Here is a 23,512-nt window from a genome sequence, read left to right on the forward strand (position 1 = left end):
GAGAGCGGAAGGATTTACCTATGCCTTGCACAGGTTTTTTGTATGGGCCGAGTTGCCCCGGCCCGTTGCTTCACTCGAATTCCGGGTTCTCCGGAACGCAGTCCTCCCCAATCTGCTTGTACCCCGACTCACAGCCCATTGCGCAAACCGGGGCCACGCTACGCTTGCGCCGGGACAGCGTTGCAGACGGCTTGGCGGCATCCGCCTGATCCTCATCACGGGTGTCTGGCAGGTCTTTCATCGGTTCATCTTGCACGCATTGCACTCCTTGGTGGGTTAGGTAAGGCCAGGCCAACGATAGGTCGCGCATCCACTGCCACGCAGCGGGAAAAAAGCCCCACAGGCAATGCAGCCACTGGTCAAAAACGCCCTAACGTCTTTACTGATAGTCATCGGCCCCAGGTAAACGGTGTGCGCTTATGAAGATCGTGGTCACCAGCATTCTCGTCGACGACCAGGCCAAGGCCCTGGCCTTCTACCACTACGTACTCGGTTTCGAACCCAGACATGACATTCCCATGGGCCGGCACCGCTGGCTGACCCTGACCTCCCCCAACGATCCCAGTGGCGTCGAACTGCTGCTCGAGCCCGACGCGCACCCGGCGGCCAAGGTGTACAAGGCCGCCTTAAAGCAGGACGGGATCCCCGCCACTTCGTTTGGCGTACGTGATATCCAGGCCGAATACACACGGCTGTGTGCAGCGGGCGTGCAGTTCACCCGGCCGCCCACCGACATGGGCCCCATCACCGTGGCCGTATTCGATGACACCTGTGGCAACCTGATCCAGATCGCCCAGAAACACTGACACCCCAACGCGCACCAATAAGGAAAACAGATGCGCCACGAATTCAGCGAAGTACTCAATGACCTGGTCGATTACTTTCTGCTTGGCGATATCCAGCTGCTCGAGCGCTTCAAGCAAGAGCATGAGCTTGCAGATGACCTGGCCTACGCCTTCACCCATGACGACAGCGGCGACAAGGCGGTGCGCGAAGGCATCGTGCTGCCGCTGGCCGGGGTCGACAACCTGCCTTACCGCATCCTGTTCACGCTCGATGGCCATACCCCGGCCCTGCGCGAAGCCGGCAGCCGGCTCAAGCACCGGCGCAATGGCTATGTGCTGCGCGTGGAGCATGGGGCGCTGATGCTGTACACCTGGCGCATCCTACAGCACTTCACGCCCAAGACCCTGGGTGACCTGATTGCCCGCTACCAGGTGCCGGGGCGGCCCATCATCGAGCTGGACAACGGCTGGTATGACGTGGAAGTGCTGGCGGGGGCACTGGTGCGCGACGGGCTGTACGAGCCGGCGTTCGAATTCGTGTTGAAAAAGCGCTGGAGCCGGGGTGAGCCAGTTGACGTGGATACGGGGTATACCTTCGGCTTGCGAGGGTACTTCGACTGATTGACTGCCTGTGCCGGCCGCTTCGCGGGTAAACCCGCTCCCACATGTACAACACAGTCTGTGAGAGCGGGTTTGCCCGCAAAGCGGCCGGCACAGCTGCCCCATCAGTTGATATCCCGGTCCTTGGTCTCTGGCAGGAACAGTATCCCCAACACCGCCGTCATTACCGCGATCACGATCGGGTACCACAAGCCGTAATAGATATCCCCGGTAGCCGCCACCATGGCAAACGCAACCGTGGGCAAGAAGCCGCCGAACCAGCCATTACCGATGTGATAAGGCAGCGACATCGAGGTGTAGCGGATACGCGCCGGGAACAGCTCCACCAGCCAGGCAGCGATTGGCCCGTAGACCATGGTCACGTAGATCACCAGGATGGTCAGCAACAGCAGCACCATCGGGTAGTGGATCTTCGCGGGGTCGGCCTTTTCCGGGTAGCCTGCTTCTTTCAACGCACCACTCAAGGTGGCGGTAAACGCCTCGTTCTGCACTTTGAAATCCGCTGCGGCCATGCTGCTGCCTTCAAAGCTTGGCAGTACCCGCTCACCGATACGAATCTGCGCCACGCTGCCAGGTTCGGCCGCCTGGTTGGTGTAAGGAATGGCGCGCTTGGCCAGCAGGCTCTTGGCAATGTCGCAGGAGCTGGTGAATTTGGCCTTGCCCACCGGGTCGAACTGGAACGCGCACTGGCCAGGGTCAGCCACCACCACGACCGGGTTCTGCTCCTGGGCGACGAACACGTCCGGGTTGCCGTACTCGGTCAGCGCCTTGAAGATCGGGAAATAGGTCAGCGCAGCGATGATGCAGCCGGCCATGATGATTTTCTTGCGGCCAATGCGGTCGGACAGGCTGCCGAAGAATATGAAGAACGGCGTGCCGATCAGCAACGAGCCAGCAATCAGCAGGTTGGCCGTCTGCGGCTCGATCTTGAGCATCTGCAACAGGAAGAACAGTGCATAGAACTGCCCGGTGTACCAGACCACGGCCTGCCCGGCGGTGCCGCCCAGCAGCGACATGATCACCACCTTGAGGTTGTCCCAGCGGGCGAACGACTCGGTCAGCGGTGCCTTGGATGCCTTGCCCTCGGCCTTCATCTTAAGGAACACCGGCGACTCGTTGAGCTGCATGCGGATGTACACCGAGATTGCCAGCAGCAGGATCGACAGCAGGAACGGTACCCGCCAGCCCCAGGCCTCGAACACCTCGGTACCCATGACCGTGCGGCAGGTCATGATGACCAGCAGCGACAGGAACAGCCCCAAGGTCGCGGTGGTCTGGATCCAGGCGGTAAAGAAGCCGCGTCGGCCCTTCGGCGCATGTTCAGCCACATAGGTGGCCGCCCCGCCGTACTCGCCACCGAGGGCCAGGCCCTGCAGCAAGCGCAAGGTCACGAGGATGATCGGCGCTGCCACGCCGATCGCGCTGTAGCTCGGTAGCAGGCCCACCAGTGCCGTGGACAGGCCCATGATCACAATGGTGATGAGGAAGGTGTGCTTGCGCCCGATCATGTCGCCCAGGCGACCGAACACGATAGCCCCGAATGGCCGTACCGCAAAACCGGCGGCAAAGGCCATCAAGGCGAAGATGAACGAGGTGGTTTCATTGACACCGGCAAAGAAGTGCTTGGCGATGATCGCGGCCAGTGAACCATACAGGTAGAAGTCGTACCATTCGAACACCGTGCCCAGAGACGAGGCGAAGATGACCTTGCGCTCCTCCTTGGTAATGCCGCGTTGGGGCGCGCTACTGCCCGTGGATGCGCTGTCGATAACCGCCATGGGTTGCCTCCGTCTTGTCGTCATGCAGGCCGGAGCACCTCACAGGGAGTGAGTCACATCCCTTTCACCGTCGCACCCAGGCCCTAGGGCTTGCTTTGGTTGCGCGAAGCACGACGAGGCGGGCCGCCTCGGATCGCAGCAAGGTAAATGAAGCATAATCGGCTTTGCCGGGATATCCACCCGCCTGGCGCTACACAAGAGGGCGGCATGAACGACAAGGCAACACCGGGCTGGCAGGGCGACATCTGGTTGGCTGACGATTACTGCCTGCTGCGGTCTACGCTCGGCAAGACCGACAGCCACGTGCACTACGCGCATCAGATACTTGTCGGCCTCGGTGCGGATGTCGAGGTGCGCCTGGGCGAGCAGATCTGCAGCGGCCCGCAGGTGCTGATCGCGTCGCGGCAACCCCATGCCATCCTCAGTCATGGCGTACCCTGCCTTACCCTGTTCGCCGAACCGCTGGCGTTCGACCTGGCAGGCCTTGCCCAGGCCTGCGAGCAAGCCGGCAACAGCGCAGAGCTTCTGGCTGAGAGCCTGGGGCGCTGGCCGCGTCGCCCGCTCGACCCGCGACTGGAAAAAGCCCTCGAGCGAATTCGCGCACTCGACCACAAGACATTGCCGGCCCAGGAACTGGCCAGCACTGCAGCGCTGTCGATCAGCCAGCTGGAACGCCTGTTCAGCGGCTCACTGAAACTGTCAGTGCGCCGGCTGGTGCTGTGGCAGCGCTTGCGCGTGGCCCTGCAACGGGCGCTGGGCGGCGCCAGCCTGACCGAAGCGGCATTGGCGGCGGGGTTTGCCGACTCGGCGCATTTCACCCGCAGCGTTCGCCACCAGTTCGGCCTCAGCCCCGGGTCAGTTTTGCGTCACTTGCGCCTCCGTACGCTCGGCTAAAGCCTGGCGCAGTCCGACCGGCAATAGCGCAGGTGGGTGAAACTCCCCGCTCACCCACGGCTCACGCAATTGCGCCAGGTACGCCTGCGGGTAGTCAGGCCGATCACCGATGCCCATGTCGTCATCCGCCAGCGCATAGCCTGGCAAGTACAGTAGCGTGCCAAGCAGGCGGTCCCAGAGCGGAAAGAACAGCGCAAAGTTGACGTCGCCGGTGCGGCCGTACTTCAGGTGATGCAGGCGATGCACCGGCGCCCAGGCAAACACATGGCGCAAGCCGCCGATGCGCATGTCCACATTACTGTGCTGTAACAACAGCTGGATAGACACACTGAATGCCAGCAACGCTGCCACATCCACGGGTAAGCCGAGCAGTAGCAGCGGCAAGGTGCCGCCCAAGGTTTCGAGCAACTGGTGAAGAGGGTGTTTCATCAACCCATTGAAGCCGTACAAGCGGGTGACACTGTGGTGCACCGCATGCAGCCGCCACAGCAGCGGGCTACGGTGGCTGGCGTAATGCACCAGGGTGATGCCCAGGTCGGCCAACGCAATGGCCAGCAGCAACTGCAAGGCCAACGGCCACTGATCAGGCCAAAACCCTGCTCCCGGCAGCCAGTGGGCAAGTAGCGGGATGCCCGCCACACTGCAGAGGGTCAGGCATTCGTTAATCAGTGCGTGGCAAAGGTCGCGGCGGCCATCGCCTTGTGTCTGGTTCCAGGCGGCCTTGTAGGGGATGAGTCGTTCGCAGGTGAATGACAGCAACACCGCACTGGCCAGCAGTGGCAGCAGCCACAACGGGTGGTCTGCCAATGACAGTGCCGCGGCAATGTAACCGAAGAAAAATAGCGGGGCGTAGAGGGTGCGCATGGGTGACTCCAGGTTGTCAGGAGCCACCAGTGTCGGGCCTGAGGCCAGGTAGGCGCTTGAAAGAACGGCGCATGCACAGCCGCTGAATCGGGGATGAATGCCCCCTTGGGTTCTGCTGCCACACAGAGACAGTGGTCTTGTGGGAGCGGGCTTTGCCGGTGTTCGCGGGCCAAGCCTGTTTCCACAGGGGCCGCGTCAAAGTCGAGAAAACCGTTCGATCCAGTGCTCGCGAATGCACAGGTCGCTCATATCGCCTCCGCGACTGGCCCCTTCAACTCCACCTGGTTGCCATCCGGGTCGTAGCAGTACAGGGACGGCCCCTCGCCTTCGGCGCCATAACGCTTTTCTGCGGGCTCGACCTTTACCCCGGCGGCTTCCAGGTAGGCGGTCAATGCGGCCTCGTCGAACGGCTCGATCCGCAGGCAGAAATGGTGCAGGTTGCGCCCCTCCACCCCCGGTGCCGCCCCGCCTGGCCGCCCCAACGGGCCGTCCAGGGTTACCAGGTCGATCATCGCCGTACCCGTGCCCAGGTGCACCATGCCCAGGTCTTCCCGTACGCGGCTCACATGGCAGCCGAGCAACCCGGTGTAGAAAGCAACGCTGCGCGGCAGGTCGCTGACGCGCAACACAAGGTGATCGATGTGCTTGATGGTGAACGGTCGCATGCCTGGGCTCCCTTTGGCGTTTTACGCAATGACGTTGGCCACCTTAGCCCAGGTCGCTGGAGCGTGACCAGAATCAGCTACTCATTCACCAACCGTTGCAGCACGCCGCCTTCATGCTGCGCGAGTATTCGCAACAGTTGGTCGACCAGCGCCCGGTCCGGGGCATCCAGGTGGAAGTGGTGCCCGCCCGGGTGCCAGGAGACCTTCGCCTGGCTGGGCAAGGCCGCCTGACGCCGGGTAAAAGCCTCACCGGTGAATGCACCCTGCCGGCCGAACAGCAGGTACAACGGGCAGCGGATCTGGTTGAGCAGGTCGCAGGCGTCGCGCTCGGTCAGCGGCATGGGTTCGGGCAATACCAGGCGCGGGTCGTGGCGCCAGCAATAGCCATCACCCAGTTGCAGCAGGTCGCGCAATGCCAGCAGCCGTGCGGCACCTTCCGACAGTTCGGTGTCGAGGCGCTCGCGGCGTTGCGCCAGGGCAATGTCCAGGTCTTCGAAGCGGCCAACGTCCGGCTCGGCGAAACCCGGCAGCTGGCTGCGCTGCACCATGCGCTTGAGCCGATAGGCCCGCGCCAGGTGCTGCACGCGGTCATCCTCGGCCACCGTGAACGGTGCACCCATGCCGTCGAGGAAGGTCATGCTGACGATGCCACTGGTCATGGCCGCCAGCAACGATGCAACACCGGTGCCCATGCCATGGGCCAGCACATGAAACTGTGACAGGCCCAGGCTGTCGGTCACCGCCAACATATCTTCGGCGTGCTCCCACAGGTAGTAGCCGCTGTCATGCCGACGATGGTCCGAACGGCCATGACCGACCAGGTCGGGGGCCACAACGAAGCAGCCGTCCAGCATCGGTGCCAGGCGTTCGAACGAGGCAGCGTTGTCCAGCCAGCCATGCAAGGCCAGCACCGGGATACCGTCTTCGGCCCCCCAGGTACGCACCGCTATTTCAATACCATCGAGGTCAAGCAGATGATCTTTCGGACTGCACAGCGAACGCATTGCAATTCTCCTTGGCTGAAGCCTGCGCCATGGCCTGCTTCACCCTCTCGCAGATGCCCCCTCGCTGCTAGCCCCTCACCGACCCGTGCATGCGCAGGACCGACCGGTGCCGACATCTATCTACCGCACCATGGCGCCTTCATCAGCGTGGACTATTCACCCCCCAACGCAAGAGATCGTTGCCATGACCCACCCCACGCCCTTACATCAAAGCCAGATAACCCGAACACTGCCGAAATGGAGCAAGGCGCTGCACCCCGCGCATACGCATACCGTGCTGCAAAGCCTGCGCAAGGAATACCTGGCTGAAGATGGCACCCCTTACTCGTGGTACGCCACTGCCGATGAGCAAGCGCGTGAGCAGTTGCACAGCGCTATCGAAACGCGGAACAAATACCTGGCGCAAGTCCGGCAGGCCTTGGCGGGTTTCAAGGACATCATCGACTTCTGCACCCCTCTGCTGACCCGGCAGTTGCAGGTAAGCGTGCCCGTAGACAGGGCGCAATATGTCTTCCAGCCCTTCGAACCCACAGCCAACATCTGGGTCGGCGTACCCGCTGTAGAAACGCCCTTGGTCCCGGACCTTGAGGTGGACGTCCTTGCCACTCGCCCCGTGGGCGAGCCGCAAACCCGCAGTTTGCTGGAGGCTGCCCTGCACAACTTCGAGGGCCTGGACGAAGTCGGTGCGTACAGCAGGCTCACCAGCGCTGCTGGCAGCGATACGCCCCTGCCTGGCCTGACGATGGCGGACTTCGTCAACCATTGTCGGGCGCTGGACCTTGGCGAACGCTATCAAGCGCATTTGCTTGCCACCCACGAGGGCGCCAATCGCGCCGAAATCCAGCACCTGTCGATAGCAGCAAATCGCGAATCCCTCAGGGTCCAGGCACTGATGGCAAAGCTCAAAGGCCTGTTGAGCAGACCTGGGCTCGAGGCGCTTATGCAACTGTGCAACGGCCAGCCTCAGCCCACCTATGAAAACCAGCCATTGCATTGCTGGAACTTCAGCCTGTTCGAGATCCCCGTTCACGACGTGCTGTTCATGGGGCCAGACGATCCGGACCGGCAAAACCCCTGTATCGTGTACATACCTGGCGACAGCGAGCACCCGGTAAGGGAGTTTGCTTCTCGTCAGGACGCGGGCAAGCACCTGCGCAGCCGGCTATTGCAAAGCGGGTTTCGCCGAGCCCTGGTGCAATGCGCCTACAAGGACAGGCAAAAGGAACTGGCCGAAGCACTGGAACATGCGCTGTTCGAACAGGATGAAGCCGGCAGACGCACACCCAGAAGCACCCCCGTCCTCCGTTTCACGCCCTCGCCCATCCGAACCGACCCTTGGACGACCTTGTACAACGCACACCTTGCGCGCATGAAGGCCGACGCAAAAACCATTGCAGTCCCTACCGCCGAGGTCGACGCCAGAGCCCGTGACAAGCGCCTGAAGTACTGGCTCGACTGGGGTATGAATGTACTCAACGTCGCCGCCTTTTTTGTGCCGGGGTTGAACACGGTCATGCTGGGCGTTTGCGCATACGATCTGATGAGCTCGGTGTTCACCGGGTTCGAGGCGTGGGAAGAAGGTGATACCCGGCAAGCACTGGCGCAACTGGAATCGTTGGCCGTCAATGCGGCAGTGATTGCCGGCTTTGCCACGGGTGCCAAGATCGTCCAGGCATCAGGCTTTGTCGATGCGCTGACCAGTGTGTGGCATGAAGACAAAGAAGTGCTCTGGCACCCCGACATGAAGCCATACGCGAGCACAGCGCCCATCCCTGATCAGGCTCAACCCGATTCGCTCGGCCATGTGCACGTCGGTGGGAAGACCTTTCTCAAACTGGACGGCACGCTGTACGAAGTGTTTCAGGACGCAGCACAACAATGGCGCGTTCGCCACCCCGATGACGCGCAGGCCTATGCCCCACCCCTGCTGCATCATGGTAACGCTCGCTGGCAACTGGCGCATGAACAGCCTCTGGAATGGGACGGCGCACAACTCATGCGCCGCCTCGGCAGCTATAGCACAGGCCTGGACGACAGCGAACTGGAAAACGCCATGCGCATTACCGGTACTGATCAAACCGTGTTGCGCCGCACCCACGCTGCCGGCGTGCGTCCACCTGCCTTGTTGCTCGACACGCTACTGCGCCTGCAACTGGATAACCAGGCACAACACATCATCACCCGCGTACGCCATGGGCTACCGCTGGCTGCGCACGAGAACTTTGCCTTACCCGAGTTGCTGCGCCTGCCGGGCTGGCCTGAGGGGAACGTGATCAAGGTTTACCAAGGGCCAGAACCTTGGGGCGAATCGGTGCGCTACGGCGCTATCGACACGGTTGGCCAGGTAGAAATCGAGGTTACCCGTAGTGATCTGGACAATGGCCAGCTGAGCCAGACAGTGTTGGCTCAGCTGGATGAAGAAGCCATTCTGCAGTTGCTCGGTGACACGCCGAACGAGCACAGATCATCTACCCTGAACCATAAACTCGCACAACGCCTTGAACAACATCGTGGGGCTCTGCTGAGCAGCCTGCAACAACGTCACCGGCCCACCCTTCCCCCAACAGCACAACCTCTTGCCCGGCAGTTTCCCGGCCTGCCGGACAGCGCGCTCGAAGCATTGCTGGCCAACATCAGCACCGTGGAGCAGGAACGCCTGGCAAACGGACGTGTGCCTCTTCGCATTGCCGAGGAAGCCCGCCTTCTGCAAGCACGGGGGCGGCTTGACCGCGCCATCCTTGGCATCTTCAGGCCCAGCCTGGCTAATGACGACAGCCAGCGCCTGATACAAGCGCTGCAAGCTGAGCACCCACAGGCCGACTCGGCCCAGTTGCTGCAACTCGCCCTGGGCGATCGCCAGCACTGCGCCTCACTGCTCGGCCAGCAACCGATCAACCCCAGATTCCGCTCCCCCTTGCGATTGGCCAGCGGCCAGCTTGGCTATCCCCTGAGCGGCCGAGGCTCCCAAGGGCGCGCCTTGCCAGCCGCGCGCCGGCTTCGGGCACTGTACCCCGAGCTCAGCGGCCAGCAGATCAGCGCACTGCAAACCGAACTTGCCTTTGGAGGCGACCTGGGCAGCGTGATCAGTCGGCTTGAAGTAGAGCAACGCACCCTCAACCGAGATCTCAATCGCTGGATTAACACCTCAGCCACCCTTGACGAACGCTTTGATCGGCAGCGGTGCACGGCGCGACTGCTGAGTGCTTCGCGCCGAGAAGGCGGCACGCAACGCGCAGCACTTGTGCTGAACCATATGCACATGGAAGCGCTGCCACCGTTCACTGCCCCTATGCCGCATATCCGGCAACTGGTAGTTGATGGGCTGCAGATGCGGCGCCTGGAAAGCGGTTTTTTGCCAAACTTCCCTAACCTGGAAACCCTGGAAATCATCGGCAACCCGGATATGGACGCCGAAACATTGTTCGAGGCACTCAAGTCTGTGCCACGGCTACGCGAACTGGCCCTGACAGACAATGGCTTGACCAGCCTTTCAGCCACTGCCCGACAGGCCATCGGGGCGATGCCCGGCCTGAGGGTACTGATCCTCAGCCGTAATGGGCTACGGCTCGATACTGCCAGCCTGGCCTTCCTGACGCGTTTGCCCCTGGATGGACTTGGCCTGAGCAGCAACCAGATCACACTTGATGAAAGCCTGGCCGTCCAGTTTCAGGACATGATCCACCCCAGGGTGTTACACCTGTCGGGCAACCCCCTGCGGCTGGCGCCAGACCTGCGCTTCATGGCCCGCCTGAGCCATCTGGACCTCGAGGGTTGCCAACTGCAGCAGTGGCCGCACAGCCTGACAATCCTGATGAGCCAGCCGCAGTATCAGCTGCGCTATCTGAACCTCTCCTTCAACCGCATTCGTACCCTGACAGATTTGCCAGGCGTGCTGCGAACCCCGTTCGCCCGCGATGTCGCGGCGCGCTTGCCGGAGCGCCGCTGGCTGTTCAACTACAACACCTTGGAAGCCCAAACACGCGAACGCCTGGGCAGCAGTGGCGTCAACGTATTCGAGCACGCAGGCGACATGCCGCAGTGGCAAGGCCTGTACCGTGGCCAGGCGAGCAGTGCCGAAGAGCAACTGTGGCGCGACCTGTTCGACCAAGGTGAGAATGCGGCGGTGCTTGGGGTGCTGGAGCGGCTTGCCCAGTCGGCAGAAGCGCGGCGCGATGCCGTGGCGTTGAGGGAGCGTGTCTGGAGCTTGCTGGAGAACGCTGCCCAGGACACCGTGCTGCGCGAACGCCTGGCCACAGTGGCCGGCGATTTCCCGCCAACCTGTGGCGATGCAGGTGCCGACGCTTTCAGTGCCTTGGAGATAGAAGTGCTGGCCCACGAAGCTGCAGGCCAGGCCGGTAGCCGAGCGGCCGATCTGCTGAACCTGTATTGCAAGTTGTATCGACGCGATCAGGTCAACCAACTGGCCGACCGTATCAGCTTGAAAAGGTCCGTGCGCAAACAGGCACTGCTCGATGGCGTCTTTAACGGCGACCTCCCCCCATACGACGAGCTCGACGACCCCTCAGCCTTTCCAGACATCGACCTTGAAACGGGGCTGGTGGACGATATCGAGCTGCGCCTGGCCTTGCGCCAGTCCTTGGCGACTGCGCTGGATTACCCTGAGCCGAGCCGAGGCATGCTGTATCGCGACACGGCCAGGGTCAACCAGACAATCATCAACCGTGTGAAAGCAGCAGTCGTGGCACTTGATACAGACGCCACAGCCCGGGAGCAATGGTTGAACCAGCAGCCGGGCTGGGTGGAGTACCTGAAACGGGAACATGCGGCACAGTTCAGCCTGATAACCGATTTTTGGCGGCCAGGCTTGGACTACCTCTACTACTGCCTGGATGAAACCGCCGACCCGGTAACGTCCCTGGACAACTCTGTGCGACGAGCATTGACCAGCGTCATGCCGGAAAACCCCTTGGATGCTCGGGGTGTTCTGCATCGCGTGGCGATCACCGAGCAGCAGTACCGTCAAGGCGTGGACTTGCTGACTGCCGAGCAGCAGCAGGTGGAACACGGCCTGCTGACAAGCCTCACCCGCCAGACGCAGACAATGGGCAGTTAACCCGCAGTCATTGGCCGCGCAAGCCTTCAAGTAAGGCCTGCCGGCCACCTGCCTGACAGAACGCACGCAACACCCGCATACGCATGAGCGCCCTGGGCAGGCAATTATCTACCGCACAGTGCGCCCGCGTATGCGGCCCCATAGCGGCTCCCGTACACGGAGTGCCGACATGAGCCACACCCCTTATCACCACGCGCAAATGGCGCGTACCCTGCCCGGCTGGAGCAAGGCATTGCATGGCGAGCATGCCCGCCAGATCACGGCGCGCTTGCACAAGGACTACCAGGACGGCCAGGGCAATACCTACGCCTGGTATCAACAGGCAGACGAAGCTACCCGCCAAGCCCTGCAGCGCGCCATCGCCAAACGCGATGCAAGCAGCAGGGCCTTGCAGGCAGCGCTCGGCAACTTGCAGGGCGTCACCGAGTTCTGCGCCCCTTTGCTGCAAAAGCAGCTGAACATCGACACCCCGGTCACCCAGGCGCAATACGTTTATCAAGCGACCACGGTCAAGCAACCCGTCGGGCTGCCCACGGGCCCGGCAGTGCCCCATGAGCAGGGCGAGATCGTTTCCAAGGGGGCCCCGCAGTACCGCAGCCTGCTCGAAGCGGCCCTGCACAACTTCGAAGGCACTGCCGACACCACGCGGTTCAGTCGCCTGCAGCACAGCCGGCAGGACATCAGGGCCATGACTGGTCTGACGTTGACAGGCTTCATTGAGCAATGCCGGGCGCTTAACCTGGGTCAGCGCTACCAGCTGCACCTTGACCAAATCTTCGCCGGGCCAAACAGGACCGAACTGCAAGCGCTGGCCATCAACGCACGGCGTGACGAGTTTCGTGTGCAAACCCGTATCGCTGGCTGCAAAGGCCACCTCAGCGCCCCCGGCGCTCTCGCGTTGCATGGCCTGTGTGCCGAACGCGCCGACCCCACCTATCAAGGGCGTCCCCTGCGTTGCTGGCAGTTGCAGCTGTTTGGCATCCCGATCCATGAGCTGCTGTTCATTGCCCCCCTGCAAAACCGCAAGCACGACCCGGTATTTCTCTACAACCCGATGGATGTCGATGCGCTCAGGGAGTTCGCCTCGCTGGGCGAAGCACGCAAGTATTTGCGCCAACAGCTGATGCAGGACGACTACCGCAAGCGCTTCGTCGCCCTGGCATTGCAGTCACAGCAGGCTACCTTGAGCAAGCGGCTCGAGCGCGCCCTCTACAGCAACGCCGACCAGGAAGAAGGGGCGCAGCTGAAACCCCGCAAGTCGGTACACCTGGAATCCATCGACAGAAGCTTGCCCGATGCCCCTTGGGGCCTACTGGAGTCCAGCCACCTTGCGCGCCTGAGAGCGGATGCTCGCAGGGTCGCGGTTCCCACCGAAGATGTTGACGCCAGGGTACGCTTGCAGAACATCGAATACTGGCTGGACCTGGGTATGACCGTGCTGAATGTCGCAGCGATGGTCGTGCCATGCCTGAACCCGATCATGTTGACCCTCGGCGCCGCGCAAATCATGGGCAGTGTATTCGAGGGCATCTCGGCCTGGGAGGAAGGTGACAATGAAGAGGCTGCAGCCCAGCTTGAGTCGGTGCTGCTGAACATTGTCACGGTCGCTGCCGTAGGTGGCGGTGCCGTGGCGCTGAAGGCTTCCGGCTTTGTCGACGCCATGCAGAGCATCGTCAAGGATGGCAAGGACTACCTGTGGAACGCCACGTTGAAGGACCATGCAAGCCCCGTGTCGATTGGCGAAGACCTTGAACCCGATGTGCAGGGCCGTTACACGGTTGACGGGCGTCACTACATACGTATCGAGGGTGTTGTGTACGAACAGTTGCAGGAACGCGGCCAATGGCGGATCCCCCACCCGCAAGACCCGCAGGCCTATCGGCCAGTGATTCGGGACAATGGCGCAGGCGCGTGGCGCGCGGCACACGAAGTGCCTCTGGAGTGGGATGACCTGCAGCTCTTGCGGCGTTTGGGGCCGATCAGTGAGGGCCTGACTGACAGCGAGTTGCAGGCCGCGCTGGAGTGCTCAGGGGTGCAAGGTGATGAACTGCGCCACACCCAGGTGGCCGCACAGTATCCGCCCACCTTGCTGGCCGACGCACTCGAGCGGTTGAAAGCGCCAAACCCGCCCAGGCTACCCGAAGAGGCCGGGCCGCTGGGCAGGCAATTCCCAGGCCTGCCGCAGCATGCCATCGAGCAGATCATGGCCAGGACCTGTGCCCGTGAACGCCTGCTGATGGCCCAAGGCAGGGTGCCCTTGCGCGTTGCCGAAGAGGCCCGGGCCCTGCAGGCACACACCCGCCTGAGCAGGGCCTTGCTGGGGCTGTATCGCACTGATCTGGCCACCGCCGACAGTGAGGTACTGGACCTTGCGCTGCAAGCAGAACACCCTGATCTCGATGCGCGCCAACGGTATCACGTGGCCATCGCCGACCGGGGGCATGCGGCCAGCCTGATCGGGCAACAGCCCATCAGGCCTGGTTACCGTTCGCCAATGCGCCTGGCCGATGGGCGCGTTGGCTACCCACTCAGCGGGAGGCTGCCTTGGCCCAATACTGCAGATCGACGTTTGCGTGCGCTCTACCCCGGCCTGAACGCAAGCGCACGCAATACATTGCGGGGCCAGCTACGCCAGCGCGGTAGCGTCTCGGCACAGCTCAGGGCACTGGAAATCGAGCGCGACACCCTTGACGACTCGCTGCGTGACTGGGCGAACCAAGGCAGTGAAAGCCAGCGCAACGCGCGCACCGTGGTGCGTGAACTGTTCAATGCCGCCTGGCGCCGTGACGACCCGTACAGCCTGACACTGCAAGACCTGGAACTCGACACCCTGCCATCACTGCCAGCGCGCTTCGATCACATCACCACCTTGAACATCCGCGCCATTGGCATCCGCCAGATACCGTCAGACTTTTTCCAGAGCTTCCCCTCGCTGCGCGTCCTGCGCCTGACGCAAAACCCAGAACTCGACTTCGAAGGGCTGTTCCAGGCACTGGCGGCCACCCCGCAACTCGAAGTACTGGATCTGGGCAACAACCAGTTGAACAGCCTGACTGAGGTAATGCGTCACCGGCTGGGTGGCCTTACCCGCCTGCGCCGGCTGAGCTTGCGTTTGAACAGGTTGCAGCTTGCCGAAGCCGACCTGCAGACCCTTGCACGGTTACCCCTCGAATACCTTGACCTGGAGAACAACCACATTGCGTTGAGTGAAGCCCTGGCAGCGCGTTTCGCCGACCTGCGCAGCCTGCGCCATCTGCGCCTGACCAACAACCCGCTGGGGCAGGCGCCTGACGTGACCGGCCTGACATTCCTGGCCAACCTGCAACTGCGCAACTGCGGCCTGCGTGAATGGCCACGTGGCCTCACCTCGCTGATGACGCCGACCGCCCCGCAATTGCGTCACCTCAGCCTGAGCTACAACCCGATCGGCGAGGTGCCGGACCTCGATCAGGTACTGGCCAGCCCCTTTGCCGAAGCCTTGCGTACGCCTGGACGCGATAGCTTCTGGGACTTCAATGAAAACAACCTGGATGCCGCCAGCAACCGCCGGCTGCGCACGGCAGGGGTCGAAGTGCACGGCGCCGATCAGCTGTCGGATATCAGCGAGGACTTCTGGCTGGTGGATGCCAGCCCGGAACAGGCGCAGCTCTGGGACGCGCTGTTCGAGGGTGATGCAAACCGCCATTTGCGCGAAGTGGTCGAACGCGTGGCACGCTCGCAGCAAGCCGAGCGCAACCTGCGAGCGCTGACCCAGCAGGTTTGGCAGCTGCTTGAACAGGCCGGACGTGACGAGGCGTTGCGCACCCATCTGGACAATGTCGCGCAAGATTACCCACCTACCTGTGGCGACGCCGGCACCGATGCATTCAGTGCCCTGGAGCTCGAAGCCCAGGTGTTCAGGCAAGTGGCCGAGGAAGCGGAGCGCCCTGCCTACCTGTTCACCTTTTTCAGAAACCTCTATCGCCGCGAAATGGTCAACGCGCTGGCCGAACGGATTCAGCTTGCCCGCCTGGCCCGCCAGGCGCGCCTGCTGGAGCTGGAACGGCTGCCCGCCCAGGCTCAGCCCGCAAGGCTTGACGTACCTGAACTGGACCCCCTGGACGAACTGAGTGACGACGCCCTGCTCACCGGCGGCACTGACCTGATCGAAATACGCCTGGCCTTGCGCCAGTCACTGGCAGAACCGCTCAATTTCCCGGAAACCAGCCAAGGCATGCTGTATCGCCAAGAAGCGATGATCTCGGCACGTGTGGCCAGCAATGTCGAACGCGCTGTCCTGCAGCTCGACGATACTGTTGCCGAACGCAGGGCCTGGGTTGCCCGGCAGCCCAGCTGGCAACGCTACCTTGCCCAGCGCTTCGCCAGCCGCTTCGCCGCGCTGGATGAGCGTTGGTACCACGGCATGCAGTACCTGGATTATTGCCTGGATGGCGAAAGCGAAGCCGTCACCTTATTGGATGGCGCGGTGCTGCAAACCCTCACCGAGGTACTGCCCGCGCCACCGCTGGATGTAAACGGTCAATTGCACAGGATGGACTTGGGTAGCCAGGCTTACGACCTGGCCAGTCGGCGCCTGAATGCCGGGCGTGACCAGCAGCGCGAGGCATTGTTCGAAACGCTGACCCACGCGCAAGACCCGAACCGCTGAGCCTCTCATTTGAACAGGTTCACCTGAAGCCTCTCAGTCACGCCATTTGGGGCCGCTTTGCGGCCCTTCGCGGGCACGCCCGCTCCCACAGGGACTGCACATTTGGGAAGCTGTGGGACCGGGCGTGCCCGCGAGGGGCTGCAAAGCAGGCCCAGGAGTGCTTAGGCTTTGGCCTACTGCCCACGCAGGTCTTCGAAAAAGGCCTGCCTGCCATCCACCTGGCTGGACGCCCGCGGGGCAGCGGCCGCATCACCATTGGCGGCCTCGACATGCCAATAGCAGTGCTGCACTGCGCGTGTCACCGCCACGTAGGCCAGGCGTTGCACTTCGTCCTTCTGCGCCGTATCGAACGGCTGGGCGTCACCGGCCTTGCCCAGACCGGCCTGGCGATACACCTGGTTCTTGTAAGGCGAGCTGGTCAGGTACTGGCAGTCGCCCAACATGAACACCGCATCGGCCTGCAAGCCCTTGGCACTGTGGTAGGTCAGCTGTCGCAGCCGGCGCTGCTCGGCCGGCAATGCTGCCTCGGCGTGCAGCACGCTTTGCAGGTGCTCGCTCATCAAGGCCCTGTCACCGCCCTTGCGGTACAGCATCATGACCGTCTCGCCCCGTTGGTAGTGCTCGATCAGCGTCTCGCCCAGGGCAGCCTCGTCACGGTCGAACACCTTGACCGGCGAGCAGGGCAAGCCGGCTGCCGGGCCGCTGGCGCGGGCTTTCTTGCCGGCAATTGCCGGGGTCCCTTTGACCAGGTGCTCAGCCGCGTCGATCACCTGCTGCTGGCAGCGGTAGTTGTCGACCAGCATCACCCGCGTGCTGGCCGGTGACGGGAAGGCTTTGCTGAACTCCATGAAATACTTGGGCGAACTGCCACGCCAGCCATAGATCGACTGCCAGTCGTCACCCACACAAAGCAGTGACGAGTGCTGTGCATGGCGCCCGGTGTGCATGGCGGGGCCACGCCGGCGGATTTCTGCAAGGCTGGCACGCAACCAGCTGACGATCTGCGGCGACACGTCCTGGAACTCATCGATCATCAGGTGAGCCAAAGGCCGCAACAACGGGTCGGGCAGCAGTTGAAGGTTTTCCGGGTTGTTCTCGCCGAACAGGGCGAACATGCGGTTGTAGCTCATCACCGGCGGCGACTGGTCCAGCAGGTGTGCCTCCAGTGCCTTCCAGTACAGCGCCAGGGCCTCGAAGAACAAGGCATCGCTGTCGCCGGAAGGAAAGCTCATTGCCGCCACCGCGTTGTTCACGTCCAGGCCAAGGTTCTCGATGAAGTTGGCCGCACCGACAAAGGCATCCAGCAACGGCGCCGGGGCCAGTTCACCCTTGACCTTGTACTCGAACCCGGGGCCGGCCACAGCATCGCCAGCCAGCGAAGCCGCCAGGCGCCGGGCCATGGCGTAGTTGTCGAGCCAGATCAGCGGCCGATCACAAAAGGCCTGCAACAGCGTGCGCTTGACCGCCCACTCGGCACGCACTGCCAGCTTGGCCCCGGGGCGCTGGTACTGCGCGCTCTCGGCAGGGTCGAAGCCCAGCACGACCAGAGGCCCTTGGCCAGCCAGGCGGCCATGCACATGGAAGCGGCTGCCCCGGATATCCACGGTTTCGCGGCAAGGCTCTATGCCCTTGATCGGCCAGGCGCCGGCGGCGAACCACAGGTCTTCGATCACGTCGCACAGTTCTTCGTCGCGCTGGGCCGCCAATTGGGTCACCTGTGCACGCTTCTGTACGTCGGGGTTGTTCGGGTCCAGTGGTTTCAGCTGCAAGGCTTCGCTGCGCAACAGGCCTACCAGCTCGGCAAAACGCGGGCTCTCGCCCAGCAAGCCGCTGTAGCACTGGTTAAGTTGCTGGCGCTGGGCATCGTTAAGGCGCAGGTCGAACGGGTTACTGTCAGCCTCGGCTTCGCGCCCGGCAGGCATCTCGTTGCCCAAGGTTTCGAATGCGCGTACCTGGCCGAAACCCGGCAGGCTGCGCACCAGCGGCAGGATGCGTGAATGGAAGGTACGCACCAGCTCGCGCGCCTGTGCCGGCTGCAGGTTGATCTGCCACAGGGCGAACACCTGCAGCAGGCGCTTGATGAAGTCCTTGCGCGACTCGCGGGTGAACGTGACCACGGTCATCGCGTCCAGTTCGTAACCCAGATAATGGCGCAGCAGCAGAATGCGTAACACCAGCGACGTGGACTTGCCTGCCCCGGCGCCGGCCACTACACAGGTAGACGGGGTGTCACTGAAGATCAGCTTCCACTGCGCGGCGCTGGGCTGCGCCTCGGCGGGCAGGCGCTGGGCGACATCGGCCTTGAAGCGTTTCTTCAGCTCGGCCGTCAGCGGCAGGCGCCAGTCGTCGAACAGGTTGTCGTCCCGGCCGGGTACCGCAGCGGTGTCAGGGCGCGAATCGCGAATCACCAGTACCTGGCGCCCAGCCTCATAGCCCTCCAGCCGACCGCGCTCGAACCCCTCACGCACACCGTCGGCATGCCCAGTGCGCTGGCCCGTGGCGTGGCCGAGGAACCAGGAGTCACGATGCTGGGCTTGCAGGCGGGTCAGGCCACGCCCCAGCAGGCGGGCGGCCAGGCGGCGAAACCAGGGCAGTTGTGCAGGCGGCGTAAGGTCGGCGGGGGCCTGGGGTTGCTCGTGGGCCACGGTCACTCCGTTGAAAAACAAAAACAGCCGGCATGTTCGCCGCATCGACGGAAAATCGCCAGCGAATGCTTGCAGATCAGTGGATTAGGCGATGAAGCGAGTCAAACATTGCAAAAACAATATCGACCAATATGATTGTTTTGAGCCGATATTTACGCTTATTTTCGATGTTTCTTTAGCGCATCATGGCGTCATTCCACTGATTCAAGGAGCACGACCATGCTGCAACTGCGACCCTTCGAAGGCCTTGGCCACGCCAACCACGGCTGGCTCGATGCCCATCACCATTTCTCGTTCGCCGAGTACCACGACGCGCAGCGCATGCACTGGGGCAACCTGCGTGTATGGAACGACGACCTGATCGCGGCTGGCAGTGGCTTCCCGCCGCACCCGCACCGCGACATGGAAATCATCACCTATGTGCGTGAAGGCGCGATCAGCCATCAGGACAGCCTGGGTAACAAAGGCCGCACCGAGGCCGGTGACGTGCAGGTGATGAGTGCCGGTAGCGGTATCGTGCACAGCGAGTACAACCTGGAAGACGTCGACACGCGTATTTTCCAGATCTGGATTGTGCCTGAGCGCACGGGTGAAGCACCGCAGTGGGGTAGCCGGCCGTTCCCCAAAGGCGAGCGTGGCGAAGGCTTCGTCACCCTGGCCAGCGGCCGTGCCGGTGATGAAGACAGCCTGCAGATTCGTACCGATGCCCGACTGGTAGCTGCCACCTTGCGTGCAGGTGAAACCGCCGAGTATCGCTTTGAGGCCGCACGCCGGGGTTACCTGGTGCCGGCCAAGGGGCTGGTGGAAATCAATGGGCTGCGGGCCAAGGCGCGCGATGGTGTGGCGATCGAGCAGGAAGAAGTGCTGCGGGTCACCGCCGTCGAGGATAGCGAGATCGTGCTGGTGGATGTGGCCTGAAATCGCAGCGGACAGGGCTCCCACAGAGTCCCTGCCAGATCAATGAGTCATGGTTTGTTCAATGAGAGCGGGCTTGTGGCGCGATTGGGGCGCACAGCGCACCCGACTGTCGACAAGCCTCGCCCAATCCCGCTGAACATTGGCGCCATCGGCCACCCTGCACTAGCGTTGTGCTACCAGCCAGCCCCAACGTTCATGCGGAGCCCTCACCCATCATGCCGGACCTGCGCCCGAACCCGACGCTGTGCCTGGAGTACCGTGCCGACCAGCCGATTCATTACGCCTTCCTCGAACAGGCCGGCCGCTGCCCGGGTGCCACCGCCATCCTGGCCCGGCACACCACCTGCAACTATGCCCAACTGGCGCAGATCAGCCAGGGCATTGCCGCCTGTCTGCTGGAACAATCTGCCAGTGGCGCCGATCGTGTGGTTATCGTCGCCAGCCGGGGCGCGGGTCTGGTGTACGCCATGCTCGGCTGCCTGCGCGCCGGCCTGGCCTTCACCGTGGCCGACGCCGCCTACCCGCCCGCGCGCATCGGGCAGATCATCCGCACACTGACGCCGGCTGTGGTCTTGCGCTGTGGCGAGGCATCCGTCGACACCGACGGCCCCCTTGTCATCACGGTGCCGGAAACCACCGCCGAGGCACTACAAGCCTTCCCTTGCCACTGCGTCGCGCTGCCCAGTGTGAGCCCCGAGCAACCGGCTTACATCACCTTCACCTCGGGCAGCACCGGTGAACCCAAGGGTATCGTTACCCATCACGCGCCCCTGGTGCATTTCATCGACTGGCATGTGCGCCAGCATGGCTTCACCCAGGCCGACACCTTCTCTCTACTTTCCGGTCTGGGCCATGACCCGGTGTACCGCGACGTGTTCACGCCCCTGTCAATTGGCGCAACCCTCGCCTGCCCCGCCCAGTCGACCCTGACCGACCCGGCACGGCTGGCAGGCTGGATTCACCAGCACGGCGTGAGCGTGATCCACCTCACCCCGCCGCTGGGCAAGCTGATCGAAACCGGCGCACACCTGAATGGCCAGCTACTCGATCAACTGCGCTACCTGTTCTGGGGTGGCGATGCACTCAGCCCGGCGCTGTACCAGCACATCCGCGCCATTGCGCCCAATGCTGTCAATGTGAACTTCTACGGCACCACGGAAACGCCACAAGCCATGGCCTTCCATACCCTCGACCCTGATTCGGACGGTGCCCGGGTGCCCTTGGGCAAAGGCATCGCCAATGCGCAGCTGCTGGTGGTCGACTCGACCAACCAGTTGGTCAGCGCAGGCGAAACCGGTGAAATCCTGATCCGCAGCCCCTACCTGTCGCAGGGTTACTGGGGCGACCCGGCGCTGACCGAGGCCAAGTTCATCGCCAACCCGTTCACCGGCGCCGCAGGCGACCGCTGTTATCGCACCGGTGACCTGGGCACCTACCTGGCCGATGGCAGCGCCAGTTTCCTGGGGCGCGGTGACAGCCAGGTCAAAATCCGTGGCCATCGCATCGAGCTGGCGGAAATCGAGAACGCCATGACCCGTCACCCGCTCATCGGCCAATGCGTGGTGGTGGCCAACCGCGACAGTGCGTCGCCCCGGCTGGTTGCCTATTGCGTTGGGCAAAAACCCATACCCGCCGATGACCTGCGCCAGGCGCTCACACGCCAGTTGCCGGACTACATGGTGCCAGCGCTATTCGTGTTCCTCGACGCCCTGCCGCTCACCCCTAACGGCAAGGTGGACAAACGCGCCCTGCCTGCGCCATTTGACGACAGTGCCCACCCACCTTTGTCCCCTCTGGCCGAAAAACTGAGCTCGGCCTGGGCTCGCATTCTGCAGGTGCCACGCCTGGACGCCAGGTTGAGCTTTGTCGAACTGGGGGGCGACTCGTTGTCATTCGTGCAGGCCTCGCGGGTGCTGGAGGAGCTGATCGGCCACCTGCCGCAGCGCTGGGAAACGCTGCCGGTGTGCCAGCTGGCCGAGCTGAGTGCGCCCCCCAAAGGCGCGTTGCGGTCGATGGAAATGCCGGTGTTCGTGCGCATGCTCGCCATCATCCTGATCGTGGTCGGCCACCTGAGCGAGTTCGACCACTGGCTGATCGTCGGCGAAACGTCTGTGCTGTTCCTGGTGTCCGGCATCAGCCTGGCGCGGTTCCAGCTCAAGGCAATCGACGAACGCGGCGATGCCCGCACGCTGCTCAGGTCGCTGGCGGCCATTGTGGTGCCGACGCTGTTGTACACCGCGCTGATCCAGTTGGTGTTCGACCGGTTGCACTGGCAATCACTGCTGCTGGTGTCCAACTGGTTCCCGGCCAATGAGGTGAGCCTGTTCAATTACTGGTACATCGAAGTGCTGGTACAGATGATCGTGATCATCGGTATCGTGCTGTCGATCAGGCGCGTACGTCGGGTCGTCCTCGCCGACCCGTTCCGCTGCCTGATCATTGCAACCTGTGCGCTGGTGGCGCTGGATGTGCTGCTCAACCGCTTCGTGTTCGACGCCAGTGCGCTGCTCAACCGGGTACCGCAGCACTTCCTGGCGGTCATGGTGCTGGGCATGGCCGTGCACCATGCCGACACCACAGCGCGCAAGTAGGTAGCCAGCGCGGTGGCCGTGCTGGTGGTCGCCGAGCTGGATTTGATGGCGGTTGCCGGCGTTGGCTGGGAGGCTTTCTCGCGCTATGTCGATATCGCCCTGCCAGCAATCCTGGCCCTTATCTGGTTCCGCTCGGTGCCAGTGCCTGCCCTGGTCGCACGGGCAGGTGCGGTCATCGCATCGTCAACCTTGTTTATCTACCTGACGCATTTCCAGTTCCAGTCGCTGGCAGACCATGTTTTAAGGCACCCGTTGTTCGAGGTAGCCCTGGCACTCGCCGGAGGGGTGCTGGTGGGTTACTGCTGGAACACCCTGTTGCGTCTGCTGTTTGCGCGCAGGCACAAGCAGAACCAGGCGCGTGAGGCTGATTCGGCCAGGCGTGCTACCTCTGCCTGAGCTGAATTGCCGGCACGGGATCTGTGATTGCAAACCCTGAAACACTCTGCCTAAAATGCGAACAATTAACATTTGCAAGCATTTTCAGGCGGCACGGATGAGCATCCCGGATGTAGCGTTCACTTCTCAAGTCAGCCAGCTGTACCGGGCCCAGAGCAAATGGTTGCATAACTGGCTGAAACCGCGGGTGAACTGCAGCCACCTGGCAGCAGACCTGGTCCAGGATGTGTTCGTGCGTGTCATGTCTGCCGCCGACGCCGCCGTCAAGCTCGCCGCCGTACGCGAACCCAAAGGCTACCTGGCGACCATCGCTCGCCGCCTGATGATCGATCACCTGCGCCGGGTGCACCTGGAAAGGGCCTGGCTTCAGGTGCTCGCCGAGCAACCCGAAGCACTGGACATCTCACCAGAGCAACGTTTGGCCTTGCTGCAAACCTTGTTCGAACTCGACGCCATGCTGGCTTCGCTCGGGCCCAAGGTACGTGAAGCATTTCTGCTTTCGCAGATCGACGGCATGCCCTACAAGCACATCGCCATCCAGCTGGGTGTTTCCGAAGTCAGCGTGCGCCGCTACATTGCCAAGGCCGCCGAGCACTGCATGATCTACAGCCTTGGCCATGGCCAGTGAG

General features: G+C 62.8%; 13 protein-coding genes and 1 pseudogene. 8 read left to right on the top strand and 6 right to left on the bottom strand.

Going from position 1 to position 23,512, the window contains the following annotated elements; all coding sequences use genetic code 11:
• Positions 1-70 precede the first annotated feature (70 nt).
• On the bottom strand, positions 71-256 hold the full coding sequence (locus J3A71_RS18670) for a hypothetical protein (RefSeq protein ID WP_024717937.1): 186 nt from the start codon (positions 254-256) through the stop codon (positions 71-73).
• Between the two features lie 163 nt (positions 257-419).
• Here J3A71_RS18670 and J3A71_RS18675 point away from each other — a divergent pair, with 163 nt between their 5' ends.
• Together J3A71_RS18675 and J3A71_RS18680 are read left to right on the top strand one after the other, a co-directional pair.
• Positions 420-806, top strand: a complete 387-nt coding sequence (locus J3A71_RS18675) for a VOC family protein (RefSeq protein ID WP_096425910.1) — start codon at positions 420-422, stop codon at positions 804-806.
• A gap of 30 nt (positions 807-836) precedes the next feature.
• Positions 837-1,406, top strand: coding sequence for a hypothetical protein (locus J3A71_RS18680; protein WP_016486074.1), 570 nt, complete (start codon positions 837-839; stop codon positions 1,404-1,406).
• Between the two features lie 104 nt (positions 1,407-1,510).
• Here the strand turns inward: J3A71_RS18680 and J3A71_RS18685 are convergent, their stop codons facing one another.
• Complete coding sequence (locus tag J3A71_RS18685; RefSeq protein WP_016486073.1) at positions 1,511-3,184, bottom strand: MFS transporter; 1,674 nt, start codon at positions 3,182-3,184, stop codon at positions 1,511-1,513.
• A 207-nt stretch (positions 3,185-3,391) separates the two neighbouring features.
• On the opposite strand from J3A71_RS18685, the gene J3A71_RS18690 reads away from it, so the two are divergent.
• The gene (locus J3A71_RS18690) at positions 3,392-4,078 is read left to right on the top strand and encodes an AraC family transcriptional regulator (RefSeq protein WP_060516359.1); all 687 of its coding nucleotides are present in this window, start codon (positions 3,392-3,394) and stop codon (positions 4,076-4,078) included.
• Here J3A71_RS18690 and J3A71_RS18695 read toward each other — a convergent pair.
• The 3 genes from J3A71_RS18695 to J3A71_RS18705 form a co-directional block, all read right to left on the bottom strand.
• Positions 4,040-4,942, bottom strand: a complete 903-nt coding sequence (locus J3A71_RS18695) for a sterol desaturase family protein (protein ID WP_095114864.1) — start codon at positions 4,940-4,942, stop codon at positions 4,040-4,042. The genes J3A71_RS18690 and J3A71_RS18695 overlap by 39 nt on opposite strands.
• A gap of 245 nt (positions 4,943-5,187) precedes the next feature.
• Entirely contained in the window at positions 5,188-5,607 is a 420-nt protein-coding gene (locus J3A71_RS18700; protein ID WP_096425909.1) for a VOC family protein, read from the bottom strand.
• 77 nt (positions 5,608-5,684) lie between these two features.
• Positions 5,685-6,611 (bottom strand): alpha/beta fold hydrolase, encoded by a 927-nt coding sequence (locus tag J3A71_RS18705; protein ID WP_016486069.1) that lies wholly within the window; start codon positions 6,609-6,611, stop codon positions 5,685-5,687.
• A 184-nt stretch (positions 6,612-6,795) separates the two neighbouring features.
• Between J3A71_RS18705 and J3A71_RS18710 the strand changes: the two genes are divergently transcribed.
• Together J3A71_RS18710 and J3A71_RS18715 are read left to right on the top strand one after the other, a co-directional pair.
• Positions 6,796-11,685 carry an NEL-type E3 ubiquitin ligase domain-containing protein gene (locus tag J3A71_RS18710; protein WP_245353453.1) on the top strand — a complete coding sequence of 1,630 codons (4,890 nt, stop codon included), beginning with the start codon at positions 6,796-6,798 and terminating at the stop codon, positions 11,683-11,685.
• A 169-nt stretch (positions 11,686-11,854) separates the two neighbouring features.
• Positions 11,855-16,333 carry a DUF6543 domain-containing protein gene (locus J3A71_RS18715; protein ID WP_096425907.1) on the top strand — a complete coding sequence of 1,493 codons (4,479 nt, stop codon included), beginning with the start codon at positions 11,855-11,857 and terminating at the stop codon, positions 16,331-16,333.
• A gap of 173 nt (positions 16,334-16,506) precedes the next feature.
• Here the strand turns inward: J3A71_RS18715 and J3A71_RS18720 are convergent, their stop codons facing one another.
• On the bottom strand, positions 16,507-19,023 hold the full coding sequence (locus J3A71_RS18720; protein ID WP_096425906.1) for a UvrD-helicase domain-containing protein: 2,517 nt from the start codon (positions 19,021-19,023) through the stop codon (positions 16,507-16,509).
• A 174-nt stretch (positions 19,024-19,197) separates the two neighbouring features.
• On the opposite strand from J3A71_RS18720, the gene J3A71_RS18725 reads away from it, so the two are divergent.
• From J3A71_RS18725 to J3A71_RS18735, 3 genes and pseudogenes are all read left to right on the top strand, one after another.
• Positions 19,198-19,896 (top strand): pirin family protein, encoded by a 699-nt coding sequence (locus J3A71_RS18725; RefSeq protein ID WP_016486065.1) that lies wholly within the window; start codon positions 19,198-19,200, stop codon positions 19,894-19,896.
• Between the two features lie 215 nt (positions 19,897-20,111).
• Positions 20,112-22,883 (top strand): annotated as a pseudogene (locus J3A71_RS18730) (amino acid adenylation domain-containing protein).
• A gap of 97 nt (positions 22,884-22,980) precedes the next feature.
• Positions 22,981-23,511: a sigma-70 family RNA polymerase sigma factor gene (locus tag J3A71_RS18735; protein ID WP_023047927.1), complete on the top strand. Its 531-nt coding sequence runs from the start codon at positions 22,981-22,983 to the stop codon at positions 23,509-23,511.
• Position 23,512 lies beyond the last annotated feature (1 nt).

This window comes from Pseudomonas sp. PvP089 (assembly GCF_017875165.1).
Classification (GTDB): domain Bacteria; phylum Pseudomonadota; class Gammaproteobacteria; order Pseudomonadales; family Pseudomonadaceae; genus Aquipseudomonas; species Aquipseudomonas fortuita.

Excerpts from the sequence above, each read along its gene's own strand:
- J3A71_RS18675 (WP_096425910.1), top strand. The coding sequence starts at position 420 with ATGAAGATCGTGGTCACCAGCATTCTCGTCGACGACCAGGCCAAGGCC.
- J3A71_RS18715 (WP_096425907.1), top strand. The coding sequence starts at position 11,855 with ATGAGCCACACCCCTTATCACCACGCGCAAATGGCGCGTACCCTGCCC.
- J3A71_RS18695 (WP_095114864.1), bottom strand. The coding sequence starts at position 4,942 with ATGCGCACCCTCTACGCCCCGCTATTTTTCTTCGGTTACATTGCCGCG.
- J3A71_RS18690 (WP_060516359.1), top strand. The coding sequence starts at position 3,392 with ATGAACGACAAGGCAACACCGGGCTGGCAGGGCGACATCTGGTTGGCT.
- J3A71_RS18725 (WP_016486065.1), top strand. The coding sequence starts at position 19,198 with ATGCTGCAACTGCGACCCTTCGAAGGCCTTGGCCACGCCAACCACGGC.
- J3A71_RS18720 (WP_096425906.1), bottom strand. The coding sequence starts at position 19,023 with ATGCGGCGAACATGCCGGCTGTTTTTGTTTTTCAACGGAGTGACCGTG.
- J3A71_RS18680 (WP_016486074.1), top strand. The coding sequence starts at position 837 with ATGCGCCACGAATTCAGCGAAGTACTCAATGACCTGGTCGATTACTTT.
- J3A71_RS18685 (WP_016486073.1), bottom strand. The coding sequence starts at position 3,184 with ATGGCGGTTATCGACAGCGCATCCACGGGCAGTAGCGCGCCCCAACGC.
- J3A71_RS18700 (WP_096425909.1), bottom strand. The coding sequence starts at position 5,607 with ATGCGACCGTTCACCATCAAGCACATCGATCACCTTGTGTTGCGCGTC.
- J3A71_RS18735 (WP_023047927.1), top strand. The coding sequence starts at position 22,981 with ATGAGCATCCCGGATGTAGCGTTCACTTCTCAAGTCAGCCAGCTGTAC.
- J3A71_RS18705 (WP_016486069.1), bottom strand. The coding sequence starts at position 6,611 with ATGCGTTCGCTGTGCAGTCCGAAAGATCATCTGCTTGACCTCGATGGT.
- J3A71_RS18710 (WP_245353453.1), top strand. The coding sequence starts at position 6,796 with ATGACCCACCCCACGCCCTTACATCAAAGCCAGATAACCCGAACACTG.